We start from the raw sequence: 19349 nt of genomic DNA, 5'->3' as shown, positions 1-19349 counted from the left end.
CATACCAGAAGGTACGAATATCGTACCAGATCGTAAACGCTAAACCTGAAAACCATGCCCAACCCATATATCTCGTTGTTAAAGACCGCCTGGAAATATGCGCGAAAAGAACGGAAGAAGTACGTCCTTGTATATCTGATGTTCATACTCGCCAATGTCTGTTTTTCACTGAATCCTTTGTTATTCGGGTGGTTTATTGGCCGGGTGCAGCAGGATACCGCCAACCTGCCCCGATACACCCTGCTGTTTGCAGGTGGTTACCTGGGGTTGAAGCTGCTGGAATGGGCCTTTCACGGGCCGGCCCGGGTGATGGAGCAGGGGCTGTCATTCCGCCTGAGCCGGAACTTTTTACAGGAACGTTACCATCAGGCGCTCCACCTGCCGGTGAAATGGCACCAGGACAACCACAGTGGCAGTGTCATCAACCGTATCCGCAAAGGGTATGATGCGCTGAGGGAATTTTTCTCCCGGGGATTTATGTACATGCATGCCCTGTCCAAACTGTTTTTCTCCCTGGCGGCCATGTTGTACTTCTCTCCGTTGTATGGCGCCATCGGCGTGGTAATGGGTATTGGCTGCGTTTATTTCCTGGTCCTGTTTGACAAACCTTATATCCGTACGCTGGAAGAAATCAATGAGGGGGAACACGTGGTGTCCGCCACGCTGTTCGACAGCCTTTCCAATATCATGACGGTGATCACCCTCAGGTTGGAGAAAAGCATGGAAAGCGGCCTCCTGGGCAAGATCGCCCGCATATGGCCTTCCTACCGGAAAAATGTGGTTATCAACGAATGGAAATGGTTTGTAGCAGAAATGATGATCACCCTGATCTATTGTGTGATCACCATCGGTTATGTGTTCCAGCACTGGGTGCCGGGAGAACTGTTTTATGTAGCCGGGCTGGTGACCCTGCTGGGGTATGTGAACCAGTTCACCAGCGTGTTTCAGGACGTAGCCTGGCAGTACACCGATATTGTGCGCTACAATACTTCCGTGGAAACCGCCACCAATATCAGCGATGCCTATAAGGAACATCACCGCGCCGATGCGGCGCCGGAACTGCCGGGCAACTGGAAGACGGTGGATATCAGCCAGCTGAATTTCTCTCACCTGCCGTCTTACGATGAAGCCCATGCCCCGCAAAGCCTGCACCAGTTACACGTACAAATAGGCCGGGGCAGGAAGATAGCGCTGATCGGCGAAAGTGGCAGCGGCAAAAGCACATTGCTCGCCATACTGAGAGGCCTGTACGAACCGGAGGAAGGCACCCGGGTGATCGTGGACGGCGCAGCTTTCCCGCTGGCCACTATCCACGAAAGCGTAACCCTGTTCCCGCAGGAGCCGGAGATCTTCGAAAACACCATCGAATACAACGTCACGCTGGGACTTCCGTTTACCAAAGAAGAGATCATGGAAGTGTGCGAGGCAGCTCATTTTTCCGAGGTCGTAGCCCTGTTGCCCGACGGGCTGGCGTCCGATATCCGGGAGAAAGGCGTAAACCTCTCCGGCGGCCAGAAACAGCGGCTGGCACTGGCCCGTGGCATCCTCGCGGCGCGCGACAGTGAGGTGATCCTGCTCGATGAGCCTACCAGCAGCGTAGACCCCAAGACAGAAGCGATGATCTATCAGAAGATGTTCCAGACTTTCTCCGATAAAGCGATCGTATCAGCCATGCACCGGCTGCACCTGTTGCCGCAGTTCGATTATATCTACGTGCTGCAGCAGGGCAGGGTGGTAGCCGCCGGTCACTTCCGGGAACTGCGCGAACATAGCCCTGTTTTCCAGGAGTTATGGAAACACCAGGAAAACAAATGAATTTTTTAACTAATATTTATTATCATTGCAGCCGTTTTTTCATCCTATGGAGGTTCTCTCCCAGCCTATCTATCACCCTATGAAAACATATGCAGGAAATTTCGCTGTACGACTTAAAGCGTCAACTGAGGACAAGCGAGAACCCGGACGAAGTGATTACCTTGTTGAGACGGCATCTGCGGTCCTTCAACCGGCGGGAGTTGTCAGAGCTGTTATGCGAATTGCTGGAGTACCAGGAGATTTTTTTTGAGGCGGCTGAACTATTGATCGAAGAAGGCGGGGCAGACATTCGCTTTAAAAAGGAAGGCATGATCCCGATCATCTTCTGCGCCGTGGGGGCCAACAAACCCATGGCGGTGGAGTATGCACTGAAAAAGGGCGCCACGCTGACCATCGACAGCCCGGATTACCTGTATGCCATCGCCTATATTTTTCAGCAGCACCGGCTGACCGCTATCACCGATATGTTACTGATCCTGATCCGGCACAACATCCATTTCGATTTTGTGCTGGACAGTCTGGATACACCGCTGTTGCTGGCCACACGACATAATACCAACCGGGAAGTAATAGCGTTCCTGCTGGCAGAAAATGTGCATAAGTATGTATACGATGAAAACGGGCTGACGGCCGTGCATTACGCCCCTTTCGCGAAAGCGCCTAACCTGTATAAGATCATGATCACCGGGATGGCGGACATACAGGTAAAAACGAAATTTGCCACCAGCCTGGAGCCCGTGGCGGAAGTGGTGATAAAAGTCAGCGAACACAGTACGTTCGAAGAGTACATTTATGAATCGCTCAATGCTTTCCTGGTGAACCGGCACCGGATGTACGATGATATTTTCGAGAAATATTACTACCGGCTGCACATGATTGCCGAGCACATTTCACAGATACGGATGAAGTACGGGGAGGCGGGATGAGCGTTTTGTATATTCAATTAATATTGTATATTGTCGGTACACCATTTCCCAAAATCCTAAAAAGACCAAAATGCTTACTACGCTGACTATCCTTGCCGCAGCCTTTTTCGTGGCCCACGTTGGACTTCTCTTTACCTCCTTTGGCAAAAAGGGTTTCCAGAAAACAAAATACCTGTGGTCTCATATCACGCTGTGGATCACCGGCGTGCTGGCTTGTATCATTACCCTGCTGTTCGCAGGCAAATCTGTTTCCGGAGTGATCGACGTATTTGACACACCGACAAAGTCATCTTTGTTGATCATACTGTCATTGGTGCTGTCTCTGATCGCGCATACGATTGTGAAAAGGATGGTATTGCCCAAATACAACCGGGCAGCCTGAGTTTGACCTCATGAAAGCAACAGGGCAGCTATTTCCGTGCGAAGCAGCTGCCCTGTGGTCTTAGTGTTTGATTACCAGTCCCTGGTTAGGCACATACTTGTCGTATTCCATTACGCGGGCTACCCGGAGGGCTTCTGCCTCCCCCTTCAGTTTAGCTACCAGGTGCAATGCTCCGTCTATCCCTGCGGAGATACCCGCCGTGGTGATGATGCGGCCGTTGTCTACATAACGGACATTCTCCAGCACTTTTGTACGGGGGAATCTTTTACGCAGCGACGCAATCTTTTCATGATAGGTAGTGGCAGTCTGGTTTTCCAGCAGGCCGGCATTACCAAGGATGAAAGCGCCGGTACATACGGAAAAATAGCGTTCCGTATTTTTGTCGCGGGACCTGATCCATGCCATTATTTCAGGGTCTTCCGAAGTAGGACCGGCATTACCGCCAAAGACAGCAAGTATATCGGCTGGCGGCGCGTCGGCGATACTGTAGTCCGGCAGTACTTTGAGTACGCCCTGTGAGATGATCGGTTTCTTGTGCTTAGCGACAGTGAAGACCTGGAATCCTGCATCTGCGAAGACTTCCAGCGGTCCGGCAAAATCAAGGATTTCAATATCGTCGTACAGGAGGAAGCATACAGCGATGCGTTTTTCGAGGGTATCTTTTTTTATCAGTTCCATACCGCAATGAGGACATTTTCCGGGTTGATGAAATACAAGGGTATCACAGGGCCCGCAGGGCGGGCATACATAGTTCGGTTTACCCTGGGCAAAAAGCAGGCATGGCGCCAGCAGGAGCATTAGCAACAGCAACTGTTTCATGAAATAAAATTTATGATACAAAGCTAGGAAGGGGGACGCATCAAATCAGGACAAGGAGGCTACAGATCAGGCCAGTTCGATCGCTTTGGGGGATTGTATCAGGCGGCGGAGCTGATTGGGACTTTTAAAGCCGCATTCTTTGGCCACCCAGGTCATTTTTTGGCCAGACTTTAACAGTAACAGGGCTTTCTCTTTCCGCAGTTTCTGGATATATTCGCCGATAGTAATGCCGGTGGCAGATTTAAACAGGCGGGTAAGGTTACGGGGGCTGATAAAGACCTGTTCCGCCAGCTCTTCGATCGTCATTTTCTGGTGGAGATGGGAAATGATATAATCCTGTACCGCATGTATTTGATGATTTATATGCTGTCTGTTTTGCAGAAAGATGCTATCTTGCGGGGAGGAACCATCACGACGCATGGGCACTACCAGTACCTTGGCCAACAGGCTGGCAAATGCGATACCATGACGTTCTTCAATGAGAGCCAGGGCCATATCAATACCGGTAGCGATACCGGCGCTTGTATAGATACGGCCGCTTTTTACAAATAATCTGTTTTCCACCACCTTCAGGCGCGGAAATTGCTGTTGTAAGGAAGTTGTTTGAGCCCAGTGTGTAGTACATGGCTGCCCGTCGAGCAAACCGGCAGCGGCTAATGCGAAGGCCGCGGTACAAACTGAGCAAATAGTGGCGCCGCTGGCAGCGGCAGCCTGCAACCAGGGAATCCACAAGGCGTCGTCCGCCCGGTCCCACCGCCTCAGGTCCATTCCGGCAATGATCAGGATATCTTCCTTCGTCACCGTCACGGAAGTGGGCGGGTCTACGGAAGCAAAGCCCAAACCGGAAGAACTGCCGGGTTGGGGATACGGTGAAACATAACGCAGATCATAAGGTTGGCCACAACAGATGGCCTCCACAAATACGGTCACCGCGCCTGCCAGATCCAGCAGGTGTACCCCGTCAAAAAGAAAAAAGATGACTCGATTGGGTATCATCTGACGAAATTAGTATATTATTGACAAAAAGTTACGAGAGGTAATATGAACAGGAAAGATGTCTGGAGATACAAATCTCTGGAACAATTAGAAAACAAACGTTGGGAACCCGCCACAGAACATGATTCCATAGTCACTAAAAGGTGCATCGCCCTCAGCAAAGTACCCGTCATCAAGTTAACAGCCAGCGACCTAAGGGTATTGATAGGCCAATCGTTTAACCCAAACTATCTGGTACCCCTGGCGATCGAGAAACTAAAGGATGACCTTTTTGTTGAGGCAGACCTGTACCCGGGCGATCTGTTAAAGAATGTGCTGGACGTCCCCCCTCCCTTCTGGGAAGAGCATCAGGAACTGCATCAGGACATGAAACAAATGATCCGTTCCCGTGCCGTGGAAGTAGCATCTGAGATTGACCTGCCCGGCTATTGGCAATCATAAGCCGGTCACGCCGCAGGACAATGTCATCCCTCAAAATCGAAAAGTGATAACTGTGGATTAACAGGCTTATCCGAAACAGGACCCGCTTCTCCGAAATTAGACAACGTTATACCCAACAAACGTATCTGCTTATCTTCAGGCCCGGTAGCTGCCAACAACTGTTTGGCGGTATGTAGTATCGTGTCCAGGTCTCCCACCGGATAAGGGAAAGACTGGTTACGGGTGATCTGCTTAAAATCGCTGTACTTGATCTTCAGCGTAATCGTACGCCCTTTCAGACTGTAGCGCTCTAACCTGGCATATACCGTGCGGGCTATCTTTTCCAGCTCCGCATGCATGTCTTCCACCACTGTCAGGTCGTGGGGGAAGGTATCTTCTGCGCCCAGTGATTTGGTTTCGCGGTGCGGCTGCACGGCACGATGATCTATGCCCCGCACAATCTGGTAATAAAAAGTGCCTACCTTACCGAAATACTGCTTCAGCTCCTGCTCGGAAAGTTTCTTTAAATCACCGCCCGTAAAAAGCCCCATGCGCTTCATCTTGTCAGCTGTCACCTTCCCTACCCCGTGAAACTTTTCTACCGGCAACTGCTCCATAAATGCTTCAATTGCCGAAGGACCGATAAACGTAAACCCATCCGGCTTGTTCAGATCGGAGGCTATCTTGGCCACAAATTTATTGACCGAAATACCCGCGGACGCTGTCAACTGCAATTCCTCCCGGATAGCCATCTTGATCTGCCGCGCTATCTCAATGGCAGAGCCTATGTTCAGCTTGTCTTCCGTCACATCCAGGTATGCTTCATCCAGCGACAACGGCTCTATCAGGTCGGTATACCGCGCGAAAATCTCCCGTATCCTGCGCGACACTTCCTTGTAAGCATCAAAACGGGGACGTACAAAAATCAGCTGGGGATACAACTGCAACGCTCTCCTGGAAGACATGGCCGAGCGGATACCGTATTTCCGCGCTTCGTAACTGGCCGTCGCCACCACCCCCCGCCCCTCCGGAGATCCGCCCACGGCAATCGCTTTGCCACGGTACTCCGGATGGTCACGCTGCTCTACCGACGCATAAAAAGCGTCCATATCGATGTGAATAATTTTACGCGCTATGTTGTTTTCGGTCTGTTCCATTGGTGCTGCTGCAGGCACAGTAAAGATACAACAAAACAGGCTGCTGAACCGTTTCAGCAGCCTGTTTATAAGCAGTGTTGTCCGTATTGTTAAAACATAGGAGGCGGCGCATTCAGATCCCCATCCAGGAAATTCTTCACCATGGGAATCCACAGGTCTGTATTCACCATCATACCAATATGGGTGGTACCCGGTAAGATGGCCAGCCGGGACTGCGGCAGCCCATGGATATCGCCCATTTTCCCTCCGCCTTTGGCGCGGAACAGCTCCAGCGCATGTTCATAGCGCACCCCATCCGCATCGCCGATGGCCATGAATATCGGCGCCTTGATATTTTTCACCTCTTTGGTCCAGTCATATGCCTGCACATCGATGCTCAGCACTTTTTTAATGTACTCAGGAAAACGGGCCGGGTCATTACCCAGACTATCATACTGCTTTTCAATCGGCGAACCTTTGAACATCTCCGCATTCATACCGGCAAAGCTGGCCTCCACATCCGGCCACCAGCCGTTATGCGCGTAAGTCCCTGATAAAATAACCAGCCGGCGCAACTGCTCCGGATGCCGCACGGCAAACTGGAAAGCAATACCGCCGCCCATACTGTACCCCAATACATCCGCACTGTCTACCTTCAAATGTTTCAGCAACGCGGACACGTCATCCGCCATGCTTTCATAACTCATTTTACGGTCGATATCCCTGGTACGGCCATGCCCCTGCATTTCCGCCACAATCACCTTACGGTCTTTAGCCAGCACCGGGATAGCCTTCGCCCAGTTCATGGGAATATTCATGAAAGATCCATGCAGCAATACCAACGGTTTACCACTGCCGTATACTTCATAGTACATCTTTAATCCATTCACATCGGCATAACCACTCTCTGCCGGTTTTATATCGCTTGTCGCACTGCTGTCTTTCGTGGGAACAGCCGTATTCCGCGGATGCGACGGTTGCTGCTGGCAGGCTGCCATAAACAATACTGCTAATGAGAAAAACGTGACCAGATATTTCATACGATGTCTTTTTTTATGATACAAATATCTGCAACTATCTGTTTTCATGTGCTGTACAGATGCGACTTTCTAGTGGGGCAAATGCGACCGTGTGCTTTGAATGTTGTAATTTCACCCCATGGTCAAAATAGAAACACTGGAAATTTTTTACCGCAATAAAATCGGACGGACGCCTGAAAACCTCCGTCAGGGCGCCGGTCATTTCAATGTGTTTAAGACCGATTACACCACCGATCAGCCGCTGCCTGCACCGGAAGCTTACCGGCGGAGAGACTTTTATAAGATCATCCTCACCCGCGGCAAAAGTGAAATACAGTTCGCCGACAAAACAGTACAGATTCAAAAACAGGCGCTCCTCTTCCTCAATCCACAGATACCCTACAGTGCAGACCTGTCACAGATACACAACAGTTTTTGCGTGGTCTTCAACCAGCACTTTTTTCACCGCTATGGTAACCTGTACGACTATCCTGTTTACCAACCCGGCGGAACACATATCTTCGAGCTGACCGACGAACAGGTCCGCCAGGCCACCGAAATTTTTCAGCGTATGCTGGAAGAAAAAGCCTCCGACTACGTCTACAAATACGATGTGTTAAGAAACCTGGCCATGGAGCTGATCCACTTTGCACTGAAAACACAACTCAGTTCCGCGGTGCAGATCAAACAGCCGCAAAACGCAGCTGAACGGATTGCCGCTCTTTTTACCGAACTACTGGAACGACACTACGCTATAGACGATACCACCCAGCAGGTGTCCCTCCGCTCCGCAACCGACTTCGCCCGGCATATGAACATCCACGTCAACCATCTGAACCGTGCGCTGAAGGCAGCGACAGGCAGTACCACTTCCCGGCTGATCGCTGCGCGATGCCTGCGCGAAGCCCAATCGTTACTTGTCCAAAGCAACTGGACCGTCGCAGAGATAGCCTATACACTGGGCTTCCTGGAACCCGCCCACTTCAACGCCTTCTTCAAAAAACAAACCGGCATCACCCCCCAAAAATTCAGGATGGTTTGAATTTCGATACAGATTGTTTGCATCTTGCTTTTTCCCGTCCTGCCGGCAAATGACCTTTGCTTATCAATCAGCCATTGCGCTACAAAAATTGAAAAGCATGAAAACAAGGAAATTAAGAGACCTCGAAGTATCGGCTATCGGTTACGGCAGTATGGGCCTCAGCATGGGATACGGCGCCGCACCGGATAAGGCGGAGGCATTGCAGTTACTGCGTTATGCCTACGATCAGGGCTGTACGTTTTTTGATACTGCTGAAAGGTACGCCATGGGCGACAACGAAGCACTCGTAGGGGAAGCTCTGCAGGACCTACGCAGCAACGTGGTGATCGCTACCAAATTCCTCATCGATAAAAACGATATAGGCGACTATTCGCGGGACAACCTGTTCCTCCATATCAAAAGCAGGCTGGAAGCATCGCTTCGCCGGCTGCGCACCGACCATGTGGAGCTGTACTATCAGCATCGTGTCAACAAAGACATCCCGGTGGAAGATGTTGCCTGGGTGATGGGCGCACTGATAAAGGAAGGCAAAATCCTGGGCTGGGGCCAGTCACAGGCTACCCCCGATGAAATCAGGCGGGCGCATGCTATCACCCCGCTGACAGCGGTGCAAAGTGAATATTCGATGATGGAACGCACCTTTGAAGCGGAAGTGATTCCTACCTGTGAGGCCCTGAACATCGGCTTTGTTCCCTTCTCCCCGCTGGCCAACGGTTTTCTCTCCGGAAAAATCAACGCAGACACCACTTTTAAAGGGATCGATGCCCGGCGGGTGATCACCCGCTTTGATAAAGAAAACATCAAAGCCAATCAGCCGTTGCTGGACCTGCTGCAACTGTTTGCACAGGAAAAAAACGCCACGCCGGCACAAATATCACTGGCATGGATGCTGCATAAAAAAGATTTTATCGTACCTATTCCAGGTTCCCGCCGCCGCGACCGGATACACGAAAATTTTGGCGCAGCCGCTGTAACGCTGACACAACAAGAGTTTGAAACCATTGAAACAGCATTGGCCACCGTACAGATATTTGGCAACCGCACCGATGAAGATCTCGCTAAACTGCGGACGCTCACTCCGGAATGATCATAAAAAACCCCGGGCTGAAGCCCGGGGCTATAATCAGGTTTATCAGATCAGATCGCCAATTGGATTTATTTGATCACCGGTTTAATCCAGAAGCTGTATTCCTGGTTGCGGAACGGTATCCTGTATTGCTCCAGCGGCCAGGCGCCCCAGCTGTCGATGCCCTGCAGGCCGGACTGCTGCAAGTCAATATGCATATAGATTTCCGGTCTTGCCACCAGCTCACCGGAATGATATTGTTTTTTATCAGCTTCCGGATCGAGATCATTCAGGCTGTAAGGCAATGCAGAGAAGTTGAGCAGGCTGTCGGCGTATTCGAAACGAAGCCCTTTGCCTTTTTTATTGGTCATGGTTACCCAGCGCACGTCGGATTTGTTGCCGCTTTCCTGGGGCCTTGCATACGGGAAGTATTGCTGGTCCACTGTCTGATGATAGACACCGACAAAAGAAGCCGTTTTCCTGTCCCGGTAGTTTTCCCATGGGCCGCGGCCGTAGAAATCGATCTGGTTAAACTGCTGTTGCAGCTGCAGATCGTTACCAACGCGCAATAGCAGCGGGTATTTGCCCTTCACCGCCGTAAAGCCGTTGGTTACTTTCAGGCTGCCGTCGCCATGTACAGCGACGGTTTGTGTGGCGATGGCGTCGCCGTCCACGATTTCCTTTTTCAGCACCACTTCGTACCCGTTGACCGTTTTGTTGACGGCAGCTTCCAGCAGTTTACCGTCTGCATAGGCATTGCGCCATTTGCGCAGCGAATGGTTGAAGCCAGCACCGATATCGTTATCGGTAGGCGCACGCCAGAATGCCGGCTGCAGGCTGCCTTTCAGCAGTTCTTCGCCTTTCAGTTCATATTTTTCGAGGACGCCTTCTTTCAGGTTGAAGCTCACGGCGAAGCCGCGGCCTTTTATCACGGCATGGCCGGCATCCTGTTGCAGCGTGAGCTGTGCCTGTTTGGTAACCGCCGGCGCTACCGCCTGGCCTTTGCCCCATGCAAATTGTTCGGAAGCGATTTCAAAACCGGCAGGCAGGAAAGGCTCAGGGTGTTTCAACACATAACGTACATTGAGAAAATATTCCTTCCCTGCGCGTACAACGCTTTTCACCGGCAGGTTGATGGTCGTTTTTTGTTGCGGGGCCACAGACAGGTCTTTCACTGTTCCTTTTTCCGTGACGTTACCATCTTCCAGCAGTTCCCAGTTGAGCTGGTAGTTAACCAGGTCGCGGAAGAAGTAACCATTCTGTATGGTAACGGCGTTGTTACCACTATAACTGCTTTTAATATGCTGGTATACTTTCTTTACTTCTATCGCCATCGGTGTAAGGCCGCGATGTGCTGTCACCACGCCTTTCACGCAGAAGTTATTATCACTGAAAGGTTCGTTCACCGGGCCGCTCAGCGGGAAGTCACCGCCGTAAGCGAGGATACGTTTACCATTTTTTACCGTATCGATGCCCTGGTCTATCCACTCCCAGATAAAACCGCCTTGCAGGAAAGGATGGTTTTCGATGGCGCTCCAATATTCCTGGAAGTTGCCGAGGCTGTTGCCCATGATATGCGCATATTCGCTCATGATCATGGGGCGGTCCGGGTTACGGCTGGAATATTTCACCAGCCAGTCCGGGTCGGGGTATTGCGGTACGATGATGTCTGTGTTATAGTCATGCTCTGCGCGTTCGTACTGTACGGGGCGGGTATCGTGGGCTTTCAGCCAGTCGTACGCCTCGTAGAAGTTGGTACCGTTGCCGGCTTCGTTGCCCAGTGACCAGGTGATCACGCTGGGATGGTTTTTATCGCGTTCGTACATCCGTAGTACTCTTTCGAGGTGGGGCGTACGCCATTGTTTATCATTTGCCAGCGTATAGGCGAGATCGTAGTAACGGCCATGGGATTCGATATTGGCTTCATCAATCACATACAGCCCGTATTCGTCGCAAAGCTCCATCCAGTAAGGATCAGGAGGATAGTGTGAGTGACGTACCGCGTTGACGTTGAGCTGTTTCATCATCTCCATGTCTTTGCGCATATCTTCGCGGGTAAGGGTGTGCCCTTGTGTGGCGTTGTGTTCGTGGCGGTTCACCCCTTTAAGAAATACGCGTTTTCCGTTGACCAGGAAGTTGCGGTCTTTCATTTCGATGGTGCGGAAGCCGATACGCTGCGGCACTACTTCCAGCACATCACCGGCTTTATTTTTCAGCGTCAGGTAAAGCGTGTAGAGGTAGGGCGTTTCGGCCGACCAGCTTTGTACGTTGGGCACCTCCCGGTGAAACTGTATGTTGGTTTTATAGTTGCCCAGTACCGGCCGCAGTCCGCTGCTTTCTTCTTTGAGCACCGTTTTGCCGGCGGCGTCCACCAGTTCCATGGTCACCGCAAAGGTGTCTGGTTTACTGTGGTTTGTTCTTTTATCTATTCTGTAGTTGCTCACTTCCAGGTTGATGTCCAACACGCCGTTGGTATAAGATTTATCCAGGGAGGCGGCGATTTTAAAATCGCGCATGTCCAGTTTGGGTGTGGCATAGAGGTATACTTCCCTTTCGATGCCGGAAATACGCCACATGTCCTGGCATTCGAGGTAGGAGCCGTCGCTCCAGCGATACACCTGTAAGGCCACCACGTTTTGTCCCGGTTTCACGAAGCGGGTGATATCGAATTCAGCTGCCAGTTTGCTGTCTTCACTGTAGCCTACTTTCTCTCCGTTGATCCAGATAAAGAAGGCTGATTTTACGGCGCCCAGGTGAATAAATACCTGTTTGCCGTCCCAGTCTTCCGGCAGCCCGAACTTTTTACGGTAAGATCCTACCGGGTTGTTATCTTCAGGAATATCGTAAGGTGGTTTCAGGGCTGCGCCCATTTTGGTACGGCCGGTAAATTCATACGGGTGGTTGACGTAGATCGGCAGGCCGTAACCATTTACTTCCCAGTTGGCGGGCACTTTAAAGTTGTCCCATCCGCTGTCGTTGAAGTCCGGTTTGTAAAAATCAGCCGGACGTTTACGCGGGTCCTGCACCCAGTTGAACTTCCAGGTACCATTGAGCGACAGGAAATTACCGGATTTAGCTTTGTCTTGCCGGCCGGCCAGCACTTTATTTTCAAAAGCAAAAGCAGAAGCCCGCATGGGCAGGCGGTTGACGGACACCACTTCCGGCGTCTGTAATTCAGACGGAAGCTGCTGCGCCCACCCTGCCGTAGCGGCAGCGGTCAGCGCCAGGGTAAGTAGTCTTTTTTTCATTGTTCAGTACTACGATAATATTAAGCGTATAAAGTACGTGTAATAAAAACAAAAAAACGAATCAAATACATGAACGGAAACGCTGATGGTCATTATTTTTACTAATTCGTCTGATAACGGGGCCGGATGCTAAAAGGTTTTCATCAGGATACAGTCCGGAATCGGACAACGGGCTTGCCGAAAGCGGACAAATACACCCCGTAGAAAGTATATATCTTATTGATTATCAAATTACAATATCTTAGGCATCTAATTAGTGGAAGGGCAGACGGCAGACATCAACCTAAAACAACATTATGCTAAAGACGTATCTCACCATAGGCTGGAGGAATCTCCTTCGTCAGAAAACATTCTCGCTGATCAACCTGATGGGGCTGGCCATCGGGCTGACCTGTTTTCTGCTGATAGCGCTGTATATCGCAGATGAGTGCAGTTACGATCGTTTTCATGAGAAGGCGGACCGCATCTACCGTATCCAGAGTAATTTACACTGGGGCGGCCAGGACATCCGCATGGCGGTGACCTCCGATGTCATGGGGCCTGCGTTGAAGAAAGACTACCCCGCCGTGGAAAGTTATACCCGTATCAATGCCCAGGAGAACCGGAAGCTCATCAATAGAAACGGCGCCTATATCATGGAAGCGGGTACCGCTTATGTTGATTCCACTTTTTTTGATGTCTTTACTTTTCCGGCTATCGCCGGAGACACCCGGACTGCGCTAACGCAGCCCAACACCGTGGTATTGACGGTATCCGCCGCCCGCAAATATTTTGACCGGACAGATGTGTTGGGACAGGAACTACAAATCAAAGAAGGAGACAAAATTGTTCCCTACAAGGTAACCGCTGTGATCAAAGACATGCCCGCCAAATCCCACTTTCATTTTGACCTTTTGTTTCCTATGATGAACCGGCATTATGACTGGGGCAATGTGGGTGCGCATAACTTTTATACCTATCTGCTGTTACGCCCCGGCACCGATCCGGTAGCCTTTCAGCGGAACCACCGGCAGTTTGTGATCAACTATCTGATCCCGGCGCTGGCGCCTTTCAAAATAAACAGTATGGAGGAGTTTGAGAAAGCCGGCAATACCGTAGACTTCCCGCTGATGCCTTTAAAAGAGATCCACTTGCACAGCAACCTGCGGGACGAGCTAAGTCCGCCCGGCAGTATGCAGTACATCTATATCTTTTCCGCCGTAGCATTGTTCATTCTCCTGATTGCCTGTATCAACTTCATGAACCTGACCACGGCTTATTCCGCCGGAAGAAGCAAAGAGGTGGGCATCCGTAAGGTATTGGGTACTGCACGCAAAGAACTCATCAGTCAATTTCTTACAGAGTCCACGCTGATGGCCATTTTCGCACTTCTTCTTGCCATTGGCATGGCCTATCTGGCATTACCGTTATTCAATCAGATCACCGACAAGTCGATCGGACTGACGGCGCTGTTATCTGCCCATATCCTCCCTTGGCTGATAGCGTTGCCTTTTGTGGTGGGGATACTGGCAGGCAGCTACCCTGCTTTTTTCCTGTCAGGCTTTAAACCAGTGGAGGTGTTAAAAGGCAAGCTGCGTTTGGGCAGCAAAAACAGCGGACTGCGAAGCGTGCTGGTCGTGTTTCAGTTTGCCACCGCTGTTTTCCTGATCATCGGCACGCTGGTAGTATATCAGCAGCTCCGTTTTATCCAGAGCAGAAACCCCGGCTTTGACAGGGACCAGGTGCTGACAATCCACAATGCCGATGCGCTGGGAGACCATGTATATGCTTTCAAAAAAGAGATGCAGCATTCCGCAGGCGTTACCAGCGCCACCGTCAGCTCCTTTTTACCGGTAGCCGGTTTTGCGCGACAGGACTGGAACATCAACCCCGAAAACGGACCATTGGCTTCCAACAGTTTTAACACCCGCCGGTGGGCTGTTGACGATGATTATATCCCAACACTGGGTATGCAACTGGTGGCGGGCAGGAACTTCAGGACCGGTTCCGCAGCAGATTCCTCCGCGGTCATCATCAACCAAACGACCGCTAAAATGCTGGGGTATAAAGATCCGGTAGGTAAAAACGTGTACAACGTGGAGAGTGGCGGCAGTCCGCGGCCCTTTACGATTATAGGCGTCGTGAAGGACTTCAATTATGAGTCCATGCACCAGGCCATTGGTCCCGTATGCATGACGCTTAACAACTGGCGACCTAATGTGATCATGCTGAAAATGGCCGGGGCTTCCGGGGAGCAGGTCATTGATAACGCAACGCAGCTGTGGAAATCCATGGCGCCGGGCATGCCATTCAACTATAGTTTCCTCGACCAGTCGTTTGATGAGATGTACCGGGCCGACCGGCGCGTGCAACAGATAGCGCTGTTGTTTTCCATCCTGTCTATAACTATTGCCTGTATGGGTATCTTTGGCCTGGCCACATTCATGGCCGCGCAACGGGCCAGGGAAATCAGCATCCGCAAGGTACTGGGCGCCAGCGTGACCAGCATCACGCAGATGCTGAACCGGGATTTTATCCGGCTGGTGTCTGTTGCGTTCGTGATAGCCGCACCTTTTGCCGGGTGGGCCATGCACAAATGGCTGGAGAGTTTTGCTTTCCGTATTCAGCTCCACTGGTGGATATTTGTGGCTGCCGGTATTGCCACGCTGTTGATCGCTCTTGGTACGGTAAGCTTTCAGTCCGTCAAAGCGGCCGTTTCCAACCCGCTTAAAAACCTCCGCAGCGAATAACCTTTCTCCGGCTGATGGATTTTCTTACTTTTATCGGAAAGAAATTCCCGTTCCATGATCAGAAAAGGAGAAGGCTTCAAAGGACAACGTGCGATAGTGATACCCCGTAATATCCTGCAGGAGAAATGCGCGGCCGATCCGGTGATGCAGACCATGTACATCACCGACATCGGTTATTATCCCAAGGCGAAGTTTCACTACCGCAGACGCCTCAACGGCGCGCCGGAGCATATCCTGATCTACTGCCTCGAAGGCCGGGGCAATATCCGTCTCAGTAAAAAGGACCATCCTATCAAGGCCGGGGATTGTTTTATCATCCCGCGGGACTGGCCGCATGCTTACCAGGCGCACGATACCGACCCATGGACCATCTACTGGGCGCATTTTGCAGGCCATACCGCTGACGCTATTGTGCATACGTCACTGCAGCAGCTCAACAGTCACCAGACTTACCTGCCGCATGCCCACGAGCGGCTGGCTTTATTCGATAATATTTACCAGCAGCTGGAAAGAGGTTACCGCACCGAAAACCTCCTGTATGCCAACATGAGTTTCTGGGCTTTCCTCGCCTCCTGTATTTATCCCGGCTCCCATCATCCGGGGAAAACAAGGCCGGAGCAGGACACGATCGATCATGCCATTGACTATATGAACCAGCACCTGGACCGTATGCTGACACTGGAGCAGATGGCAAGGTCCATCAATTTGTCCATCTCCCATTTCTCTGCCCTTTTTAAAAGCAATACCGGGTATTCGCCCATCGAGTATTTTAATCACCTGAAAGTACAGAAAGCCTGTCAGTACCTGCATTTCACCCATTTACGGGTAAAAGAGATCGCGTCGCTGCTGGGCATGGAAGACCCTTATTATTTCTCCCGGTTGTTTACCAAGGTCATGGGCCTTTCACCGGCGCAATACCGCACTAAAAAACAAGAACCATAAAATAATCCATCATATTCCGCAGATCCTCTATCCGCTTAGTACAAACGGACGATTACTTTTACAGTGGTTCAATGAAAAAACACATGCGCTCTACATCCACGTTCCGGGCAGCCGTGTTGCTGTCCGTAGTTGCCGGTATGGTGGTGACCGCCTGCCATTCACGCAAGCGCACTGACTTCAGCGCGGAAGTCAAGCCTATACTCAACAAACACTGTATCAGTTGCCATGGCGGCGTAAAACAAAGCGGCGGCTTCAGCGTCCTTTTCCGGGAAGAAGCCCTGGGCAACACCAAATCAGGCAAGCCAGCCATTATCCCCGGCCATCCGGAGAAAAGCGAGTTTATCCGCCGCCTCACCTGTAAAGATCCGAAAGAACGGATGCCACAGAAAGGGGAGCCGCTCACCGCCGCCGAAGTAGACATCCTCACCCGCTGGGTAAAAGAAGGCGCCGAATGGGGCGAACACTGGGCTTATGTGCCCCTGAAGCAGGTCCCCGTGCCCGATGTCAGCGTTGACAACGGCAACGACATCGATCGTTTTATTATCGAAAAGCTGAATGCGGAAGGGCTGAAGCCTTCCAGGCCCGCAGATCCGCTGACGCTGCTGCGCCGCGTAAGCCTGGACCTGACCGGCCTTCCGCCTACCCCGGGCATGGTGGCGTCTTTCACCGCAGACCATAGTCCTGCTGCCTATCAGCGTATGGTCGATTCCCTGCTGCAGTCGCCCCATTACGGCGAACGCTGGGCTTCCATGTGGCTGGACCTCGCGCGTTATTCCGATACCAAAGGATATGAAAGAGACGCCAGCAGAAGCGTATGGCGGTACCGCGACTGGGTCATCGACGCGTTCAACCAGGACATGCCTTACGACAGCTTTACCATTGCGCAACTGGCCGGCGACCTGCTGCCGCATCCCACCAACGGTCAGCTCATCGCCACTGCATTTAACCGCAACACCATGACCAACGACGAAGGCGGTACCCAGGACGAAGAGTTCCGCACCGCCGCCGTAATGGACCGCGTGAGCACTACGATGGAAGTATGGCAGGGCGTCACCATCGGTTGCGTGCAATGCCACAGCCATCCTTACGACCCTTTCCGGTTTGAAGATTATTACAAGCTACTGGCTTTCATGAACAACACCCGCGATGAAGATACCCATATGGAACACCCCAAGCTGCGCCTGTACGACAGCATCGGCCTTGCAGAGGTAAACCGTATCAGCGAATGGGTGAAACAACATGGCAACACCGCACAGGTAGCCGATGTACAGCAGTTCATGAAAGTGCTGGAACCTAAAGTACATGCGCACGACTGCGACAACTACGTCAACGGCGCGCTGTATGATACCAAATACCTCGGCGTACGCCACAACGGCAGCTGCCGCCTGCCCGCACAGGCCACCGGCGGCAAAACACAGCTGCTGATGAACTACTGGACCGGCAACACCGGTGGTGTTCTCGAGTGCCGGCTGGATAGCCTCAACGGCCCCGTGTATTTCACGCAGACGCTGGCCCCCACCAACGACCGCAAAGTGATTGCTATCCCGCTGAAACCAACCAGCGGCAAACATGACCTCTATCTGAAGTTCCGCAACGCTTCGCTGAAACCCAACGACCCGGTGTGCATGGTGGAATGGTTCGCCTTCCGCGACGACCTGCCCGGTAAAGGGCAGCCGGGATATGACGCCGTCAACAACGAGCTGCTGGCACTGGTCAATTCCCAGCCGCAGGATATTCCCGTAATGATCGAAAATCCGCCGGTAATGCAGCGGGCCACCCATATTTTTGAACGCGGCAACTGGCTGGTGTTAGGCAAAACCGTTACCCCCGACGTACCGCACTCCCTGAATCCTTTTCCGGCCAATGCGCCGCGCAACCGCCTCGGACTGGCGCAGTGGATCACCGCTCCGGGCAACCCGCTGACCGCGCGGGTGATGGTGAACCGCCTCTGGGAGCAACTGTTTGGCACCGGTATCGTAGAAACGGTGGAAGACTTCGGCACACAGGGTTTCCTGCCTTCCCATCCCGAGCTGCTGGACTGGCTCTCTTATCAGTATATCCATCAATATCGCTGGAGTACTAAAAAGCTGCTGCGCGAAATCGTTCTTTCCTCCTCCTATCAGCAGGATGCCACCACCACGCCGGCGCTGCAGGAGAAAGACCCCGCCAACCGCCTGCTTGCCAGGGGCCCGCACTTCAGGCTCACCGCCGAAGAGGTGAGAGACCAGGCGCTGGCCGTAAGCGGTCTGCTGAACCGTAATATGCACGGTCCATCCATCATGCCCTACCAGCCGGAAGGCATCTGGCAAAGCGTGTGGAGCGGCGAGTACTGGAAGACGGCAGACGACGGCAACCAATACCGGCGTGCGCTGTACGTGTTCCAGAAACGGACCAGCCCCTACCCTTCCATGATCACGTTCGACGGCTCCAGCCGCGAGGTATGCCTGCAACGCCGTATCCGTACCAATACACCCTTACAGGCGCTGGTAACGCTCAACGACCCGGTGTATGTAGAAACCGCCCGTGCGCTGGCGCAACACATGCAGCGCAACGGCAACAACGACGCGACTGCGAGTATCCGTTGGGGTTATCAGACGGCCGTCTGCCGGCAGTTATCGGATAACAAACTGGCCGTATTGCAACGGTTGTACAAACAGGCGCTGCAACAGTATAAAAAATCACCTGCCGATGCAAAAGCGCTGCTGCAATGCAAAGAAGCGCCGCAGCAACTGGCGGAACTGGCCGCCCTCACCGTGGTCGCCAACGCTATTATGAATCTCGACGAATTTCTGATCAAATCATAAATAAC

General features: G+C 52.0%; 14 protein-coding genes. 9 read left to right on the top strand and 5 right to left on the bottom strand.

Features of this window, described 5'->3' with window-relative positions:
* The first annotated feature begins 54 nt into the window (after positions 1 to 54).
* The 3 genes from B5D63_RS08165 (at position 55) to B5D63_RS08155 (ending at position 3123) form a co-directional block, all read left to right on the top strand.
* Complete coding sequence (locus tag B5D63_RS08165; protein WP_078668217.1) at positions 55 to 1815, top strand: ABC transporter ATP-binding protein; 1761 nt, start codon at positions 55 to 57, stop codon at positions 1813 to 1815.
* 89 nt (positions 1816 to 1904) lie between these two features.
* A complete protein-coding gene (locus B5D63_RS08160; RefSeq protein ID WP_078668216.1) occupies positions 1905 to 2741 on the top strand; it encodes an ankyrin repeat domain-containing protein in 837 nt (278 codons plus the stop codon).
* Positions 2742 to 2811: 70 nt separating this feature from the next.
* Complete coding sequence (locus B5D63_RS08155) at positions 2812 to 3123, top strand: hypothetical protein (protein ID WP_078668215.1); 312 nt, start codon at positions 2812 to 2814, stop codon at positions 3121 to 3123.
* Positions 3124 to 3183: 60 nt separating this feature from the next.
* Here the strand turns inward: B5D63_RS08155 and B5D63_RS08150 are convergent, their stop codons facing one another.
* Together B5D63_RS08150 and B5D63_RS08145 are read right to left on the bottom strand one after the other, a co-directional pair.
* A complete protein-coding gene (locus B5D63_RS08150; protein ID WP_262488138.1) occupies positions 3184 to 3921 on the bottom strand; it encodes a DJ-1/PfpI family protein in 738 nt (245 codons plus the stop codon).
* A gap of 87 nt (positions 3922 to 4008) precedes the next feature.
* Complete coding sequence (locus B5D63_RS08145; protein ID WP_078668213.1) at positions 4009 to 4938, bottom strand: GlxA family transcriptional regulator; 930 nt, start codon at positions 4936 to 4938, stop codon at positions 4009 to 4011.
* Between the two features lie 45 nt (positions 4939 to 4983).
* Between B5D63_RS08145 and B5D63_RS08140 the strand changes: the two genes are divergently transcribed.
* The gene (locus B5D63_RS08140) at positions 4984 to 5379 is read left to right on the top strand and encodes a contact-dependent growth inhibition system immunity protein (RefSeq protein ID WP_078668212.1); all 396 of its coding nucleotides are present in this window, start codon (positions 4984 to 4986) and stop codon (positions 5377 to 5379) included.
* A gap of 23 nt (positions 5380 to 5402) precedes the next feature.
* On the opposite strand, the gene dinB is transcribed toward B5D63_RS08140, so the two are convergent.
* Both dinB and B5D63_RS08130 read right to left on the bottom strand, forming a co-directional pair.
* Positions 5403 to 6515 carry a DNA polymerase IV gene (gene dinB / locus B5D63_RS08135; protein ID WP_078668211.1) on the bottom strand — a complete coding sequence of 371 codons (1113 nt, stop codon included), beginning with the start codon at positions 6513 to 6515 and terminating at the stop codon, positions 5403 to 5405.
* Between the two features lie 89 nt (positions 6516 to 6604).
* Positions 6605 to 7534: an alpha/beta fold hydrolase gene (locus B5D63_RS08130; protein WP_078668210.1), complete on the bottom strand. Its 930-nt coding sequence runs from the start codon at positions 7532 to 7534 to the stop codon at positions 6605 to 6607.
* A gap of 118 nt (positions 7535 to 7652) precedes the next feature.
* Here B5D63_RS08130 and B5D63_RS08125 point away from each other — a divergent pair, with 118 nt between their 5' ends.
* Together B5D63_RS08125 and B5D63_RS08120 are read left to right on the top strand one after the other, a co-directional pair.
* Entirely contained in the window at positions 7653 to 8555 is a 903-nt protein-coding gene (locus tag B5D63_RS08125; protein WP_078668209.1) for a helix-turn-helix domain-containing protein, read from the top strand.
* Between the two features lie 97 nt (positions 8556 to 8652).
* The gene (locus tag B5D63_RS08120) at positions 8653 to 9642 is read left to right on the top strand and encodes an aldo/keto reductase (RefSeq protein ID WP_078668208.1); all 990 of its coding nucleotides are present in this window, start codon (positions 8653 to 8655) and stop codon (positions 9640 to 9642) included.
* A gap of 68 nt (positions 9643 to 9710) precedes the next feature.
* Here B5D63_RS08120 and B5D63_RS08115 read toward each other — a convergent pair whose 3' ends face one another.
* Entirely contained in the window at positions 9711 to 12869 is a 3159-nt protein-coding gene (locus B5D63_RS08115; RefSeq protein WP_078668207.1) for a beta-galactosidase, LacZ type, read from the bottom strand.
* Positions 12870 to 13165: 296 nt separating this feature from the next.
* On the opposite strand from B5D63_RS08115, the gene B5D63_RS08110 reads away from it, so the two are divergent.
* From B5D63_RS08110 to B5D63_RS08100, 3 genes are all read left to right on the top strand, one after another.
* Positions 13166 to 15598: an ABC transporter permease gene (locus tag B5D63_RS08110; RefSeq protein ID WP_078668206.1), complete on the top strand. Its 2433-nt coding sequence runs from the start codon at positions 13166 to 13168 to the stop codon at positions 15596 to 15598.
* Positions 15599 to 15652: 54 nt separating this feature from the next.
* On the top strand, positions 15653 to 16540 hold the full coding sequence (locus B5D63_RS08105; RefSeq protein WP_078668205.1) for an AraC family transcriptional regulator: 888 nt from the start codon (positions 15653 to 15655) through the stop codon (positions 16538 to 16540).
* Between the two features lie 83 nt (positions 16541 to 16623).
* Complete coding sequence (locus B5D63_RS08100) at positions 16624 to 19344, top strand: DUF1553 domain-containing protein (RefSeq protein ID WP_078668204.1); 2721 nt, start codon at positions 16624 to 16626, stop codon at positions 19342 to 19344.
* Positions 19345 to 19349: the final 5 nt, after the last annotated feature.

Source organism: Chitinophaga eiseniae (assembly GCF_900167135.1).
GTDB classification, from domain to species: domain Bacteria; phylum Bacteroidota; class Bacteroidia; order Chitinophagales; family Chitinophagaceae; genus Chitinophaga; species Chitinophaga eiseniae.
This window is presented reverse-complemented; position numbering and strand designations above follow the sequence as displayed.

Coding starts and splice junctions, on each gene's coding strand:
- B5D63_RS08165 (WP_078668217.1), top strand. CDS start 55: ATGCCCAACCCATATATCTCGTTGTTAAAGACCGCCTGGAAATATGCG.
- B5D63_RS08160 (WP_078668216.1), top strand. CDS start 1,905: ATGCAGGAAATTTCGCTGTACGACTTAAAGCGTCAACTGAGGACAAGC.
- B5D63_RS08155 (WP_078668215.1), top strand. CDS start 2,812: ATGCTTACTACGCTGACTATCCTTGCCGCAGCCTTTTTCGTGGCCCAC.
- B5D63_RS08150 (WP_262488138.1), bottom strand. CDS start 3,921: ATGCTCCTGCTGGCGCCATGCCTGCTTTTTGCCCAGGGTAAACCGAAC.
- B5D63_RS08145 (WP_078668213.1), bottom strand. CDS start 4,938: ATGATACCCAATCGAGTCATCTTTTTTCTTTTTGACGGGGTACACCTG.
- B5D63_RS08140 (WP_078668212.1), top strand. CDS start 4,984: ATGAACAGGAAAGATGTCTGGAGATACAAATCTCTGGAACAATTAGAA.
- dinB (WP_078668211.1), bottom strand. CDS start 6,515: ATGGAACAGACCGAAAACAACATAGCGCGTAAAATTATTCACATCGAT.
- B5D63_RS08130 (WP_078668210.1), bottom strand. CDS start 7,534: ATGAAATATCTGGTCACGTTTTTCTCATTAGCAGTATTGTTTATGGCA.
- B5D63_RS08125 (WP_078668209.1), top strand. CDS start 7,653: ATGGTCAAAATAGAAACACTGGAAATTTTTTACCGCAATAAAATCGGA.
- B5D63_RS08120 (WP_078668208.1), top strand. CDS start 8,653: ATGAAAACAAGGAAATTAAGAGACCTCGAAGTATCGGCTATCGGTTAC.
- B5D63_RS08115 (WP_078668207.1), bottom strand. CDS start 12,869: ATGAAAAAAAGACTACTTACCCTGGCGCTGACCGCTGCCGCTACGGCA.
- B5D63_RS08110 (WP_078668206.1), top strand. CDS start 13,166: ATGCTAAAGACGTATCTCACCATAGGCTGGAGGAATCTCCTTCGTCAG.
- B5D63_RS08105 (WP_078668205.1), top strand. CDS start 15,653: ATGATCAGAAAAGGAGAAGGCTTCAAAGGACAACGTGCGATAGTGATA.
- B5D63_RS08100 (WP_078668204.1), top strand. CDS start 16,624: ATGCGCTCTACATCCACGTTCCGGGCAGCCGTGTTGCTGTCCGTAGTT.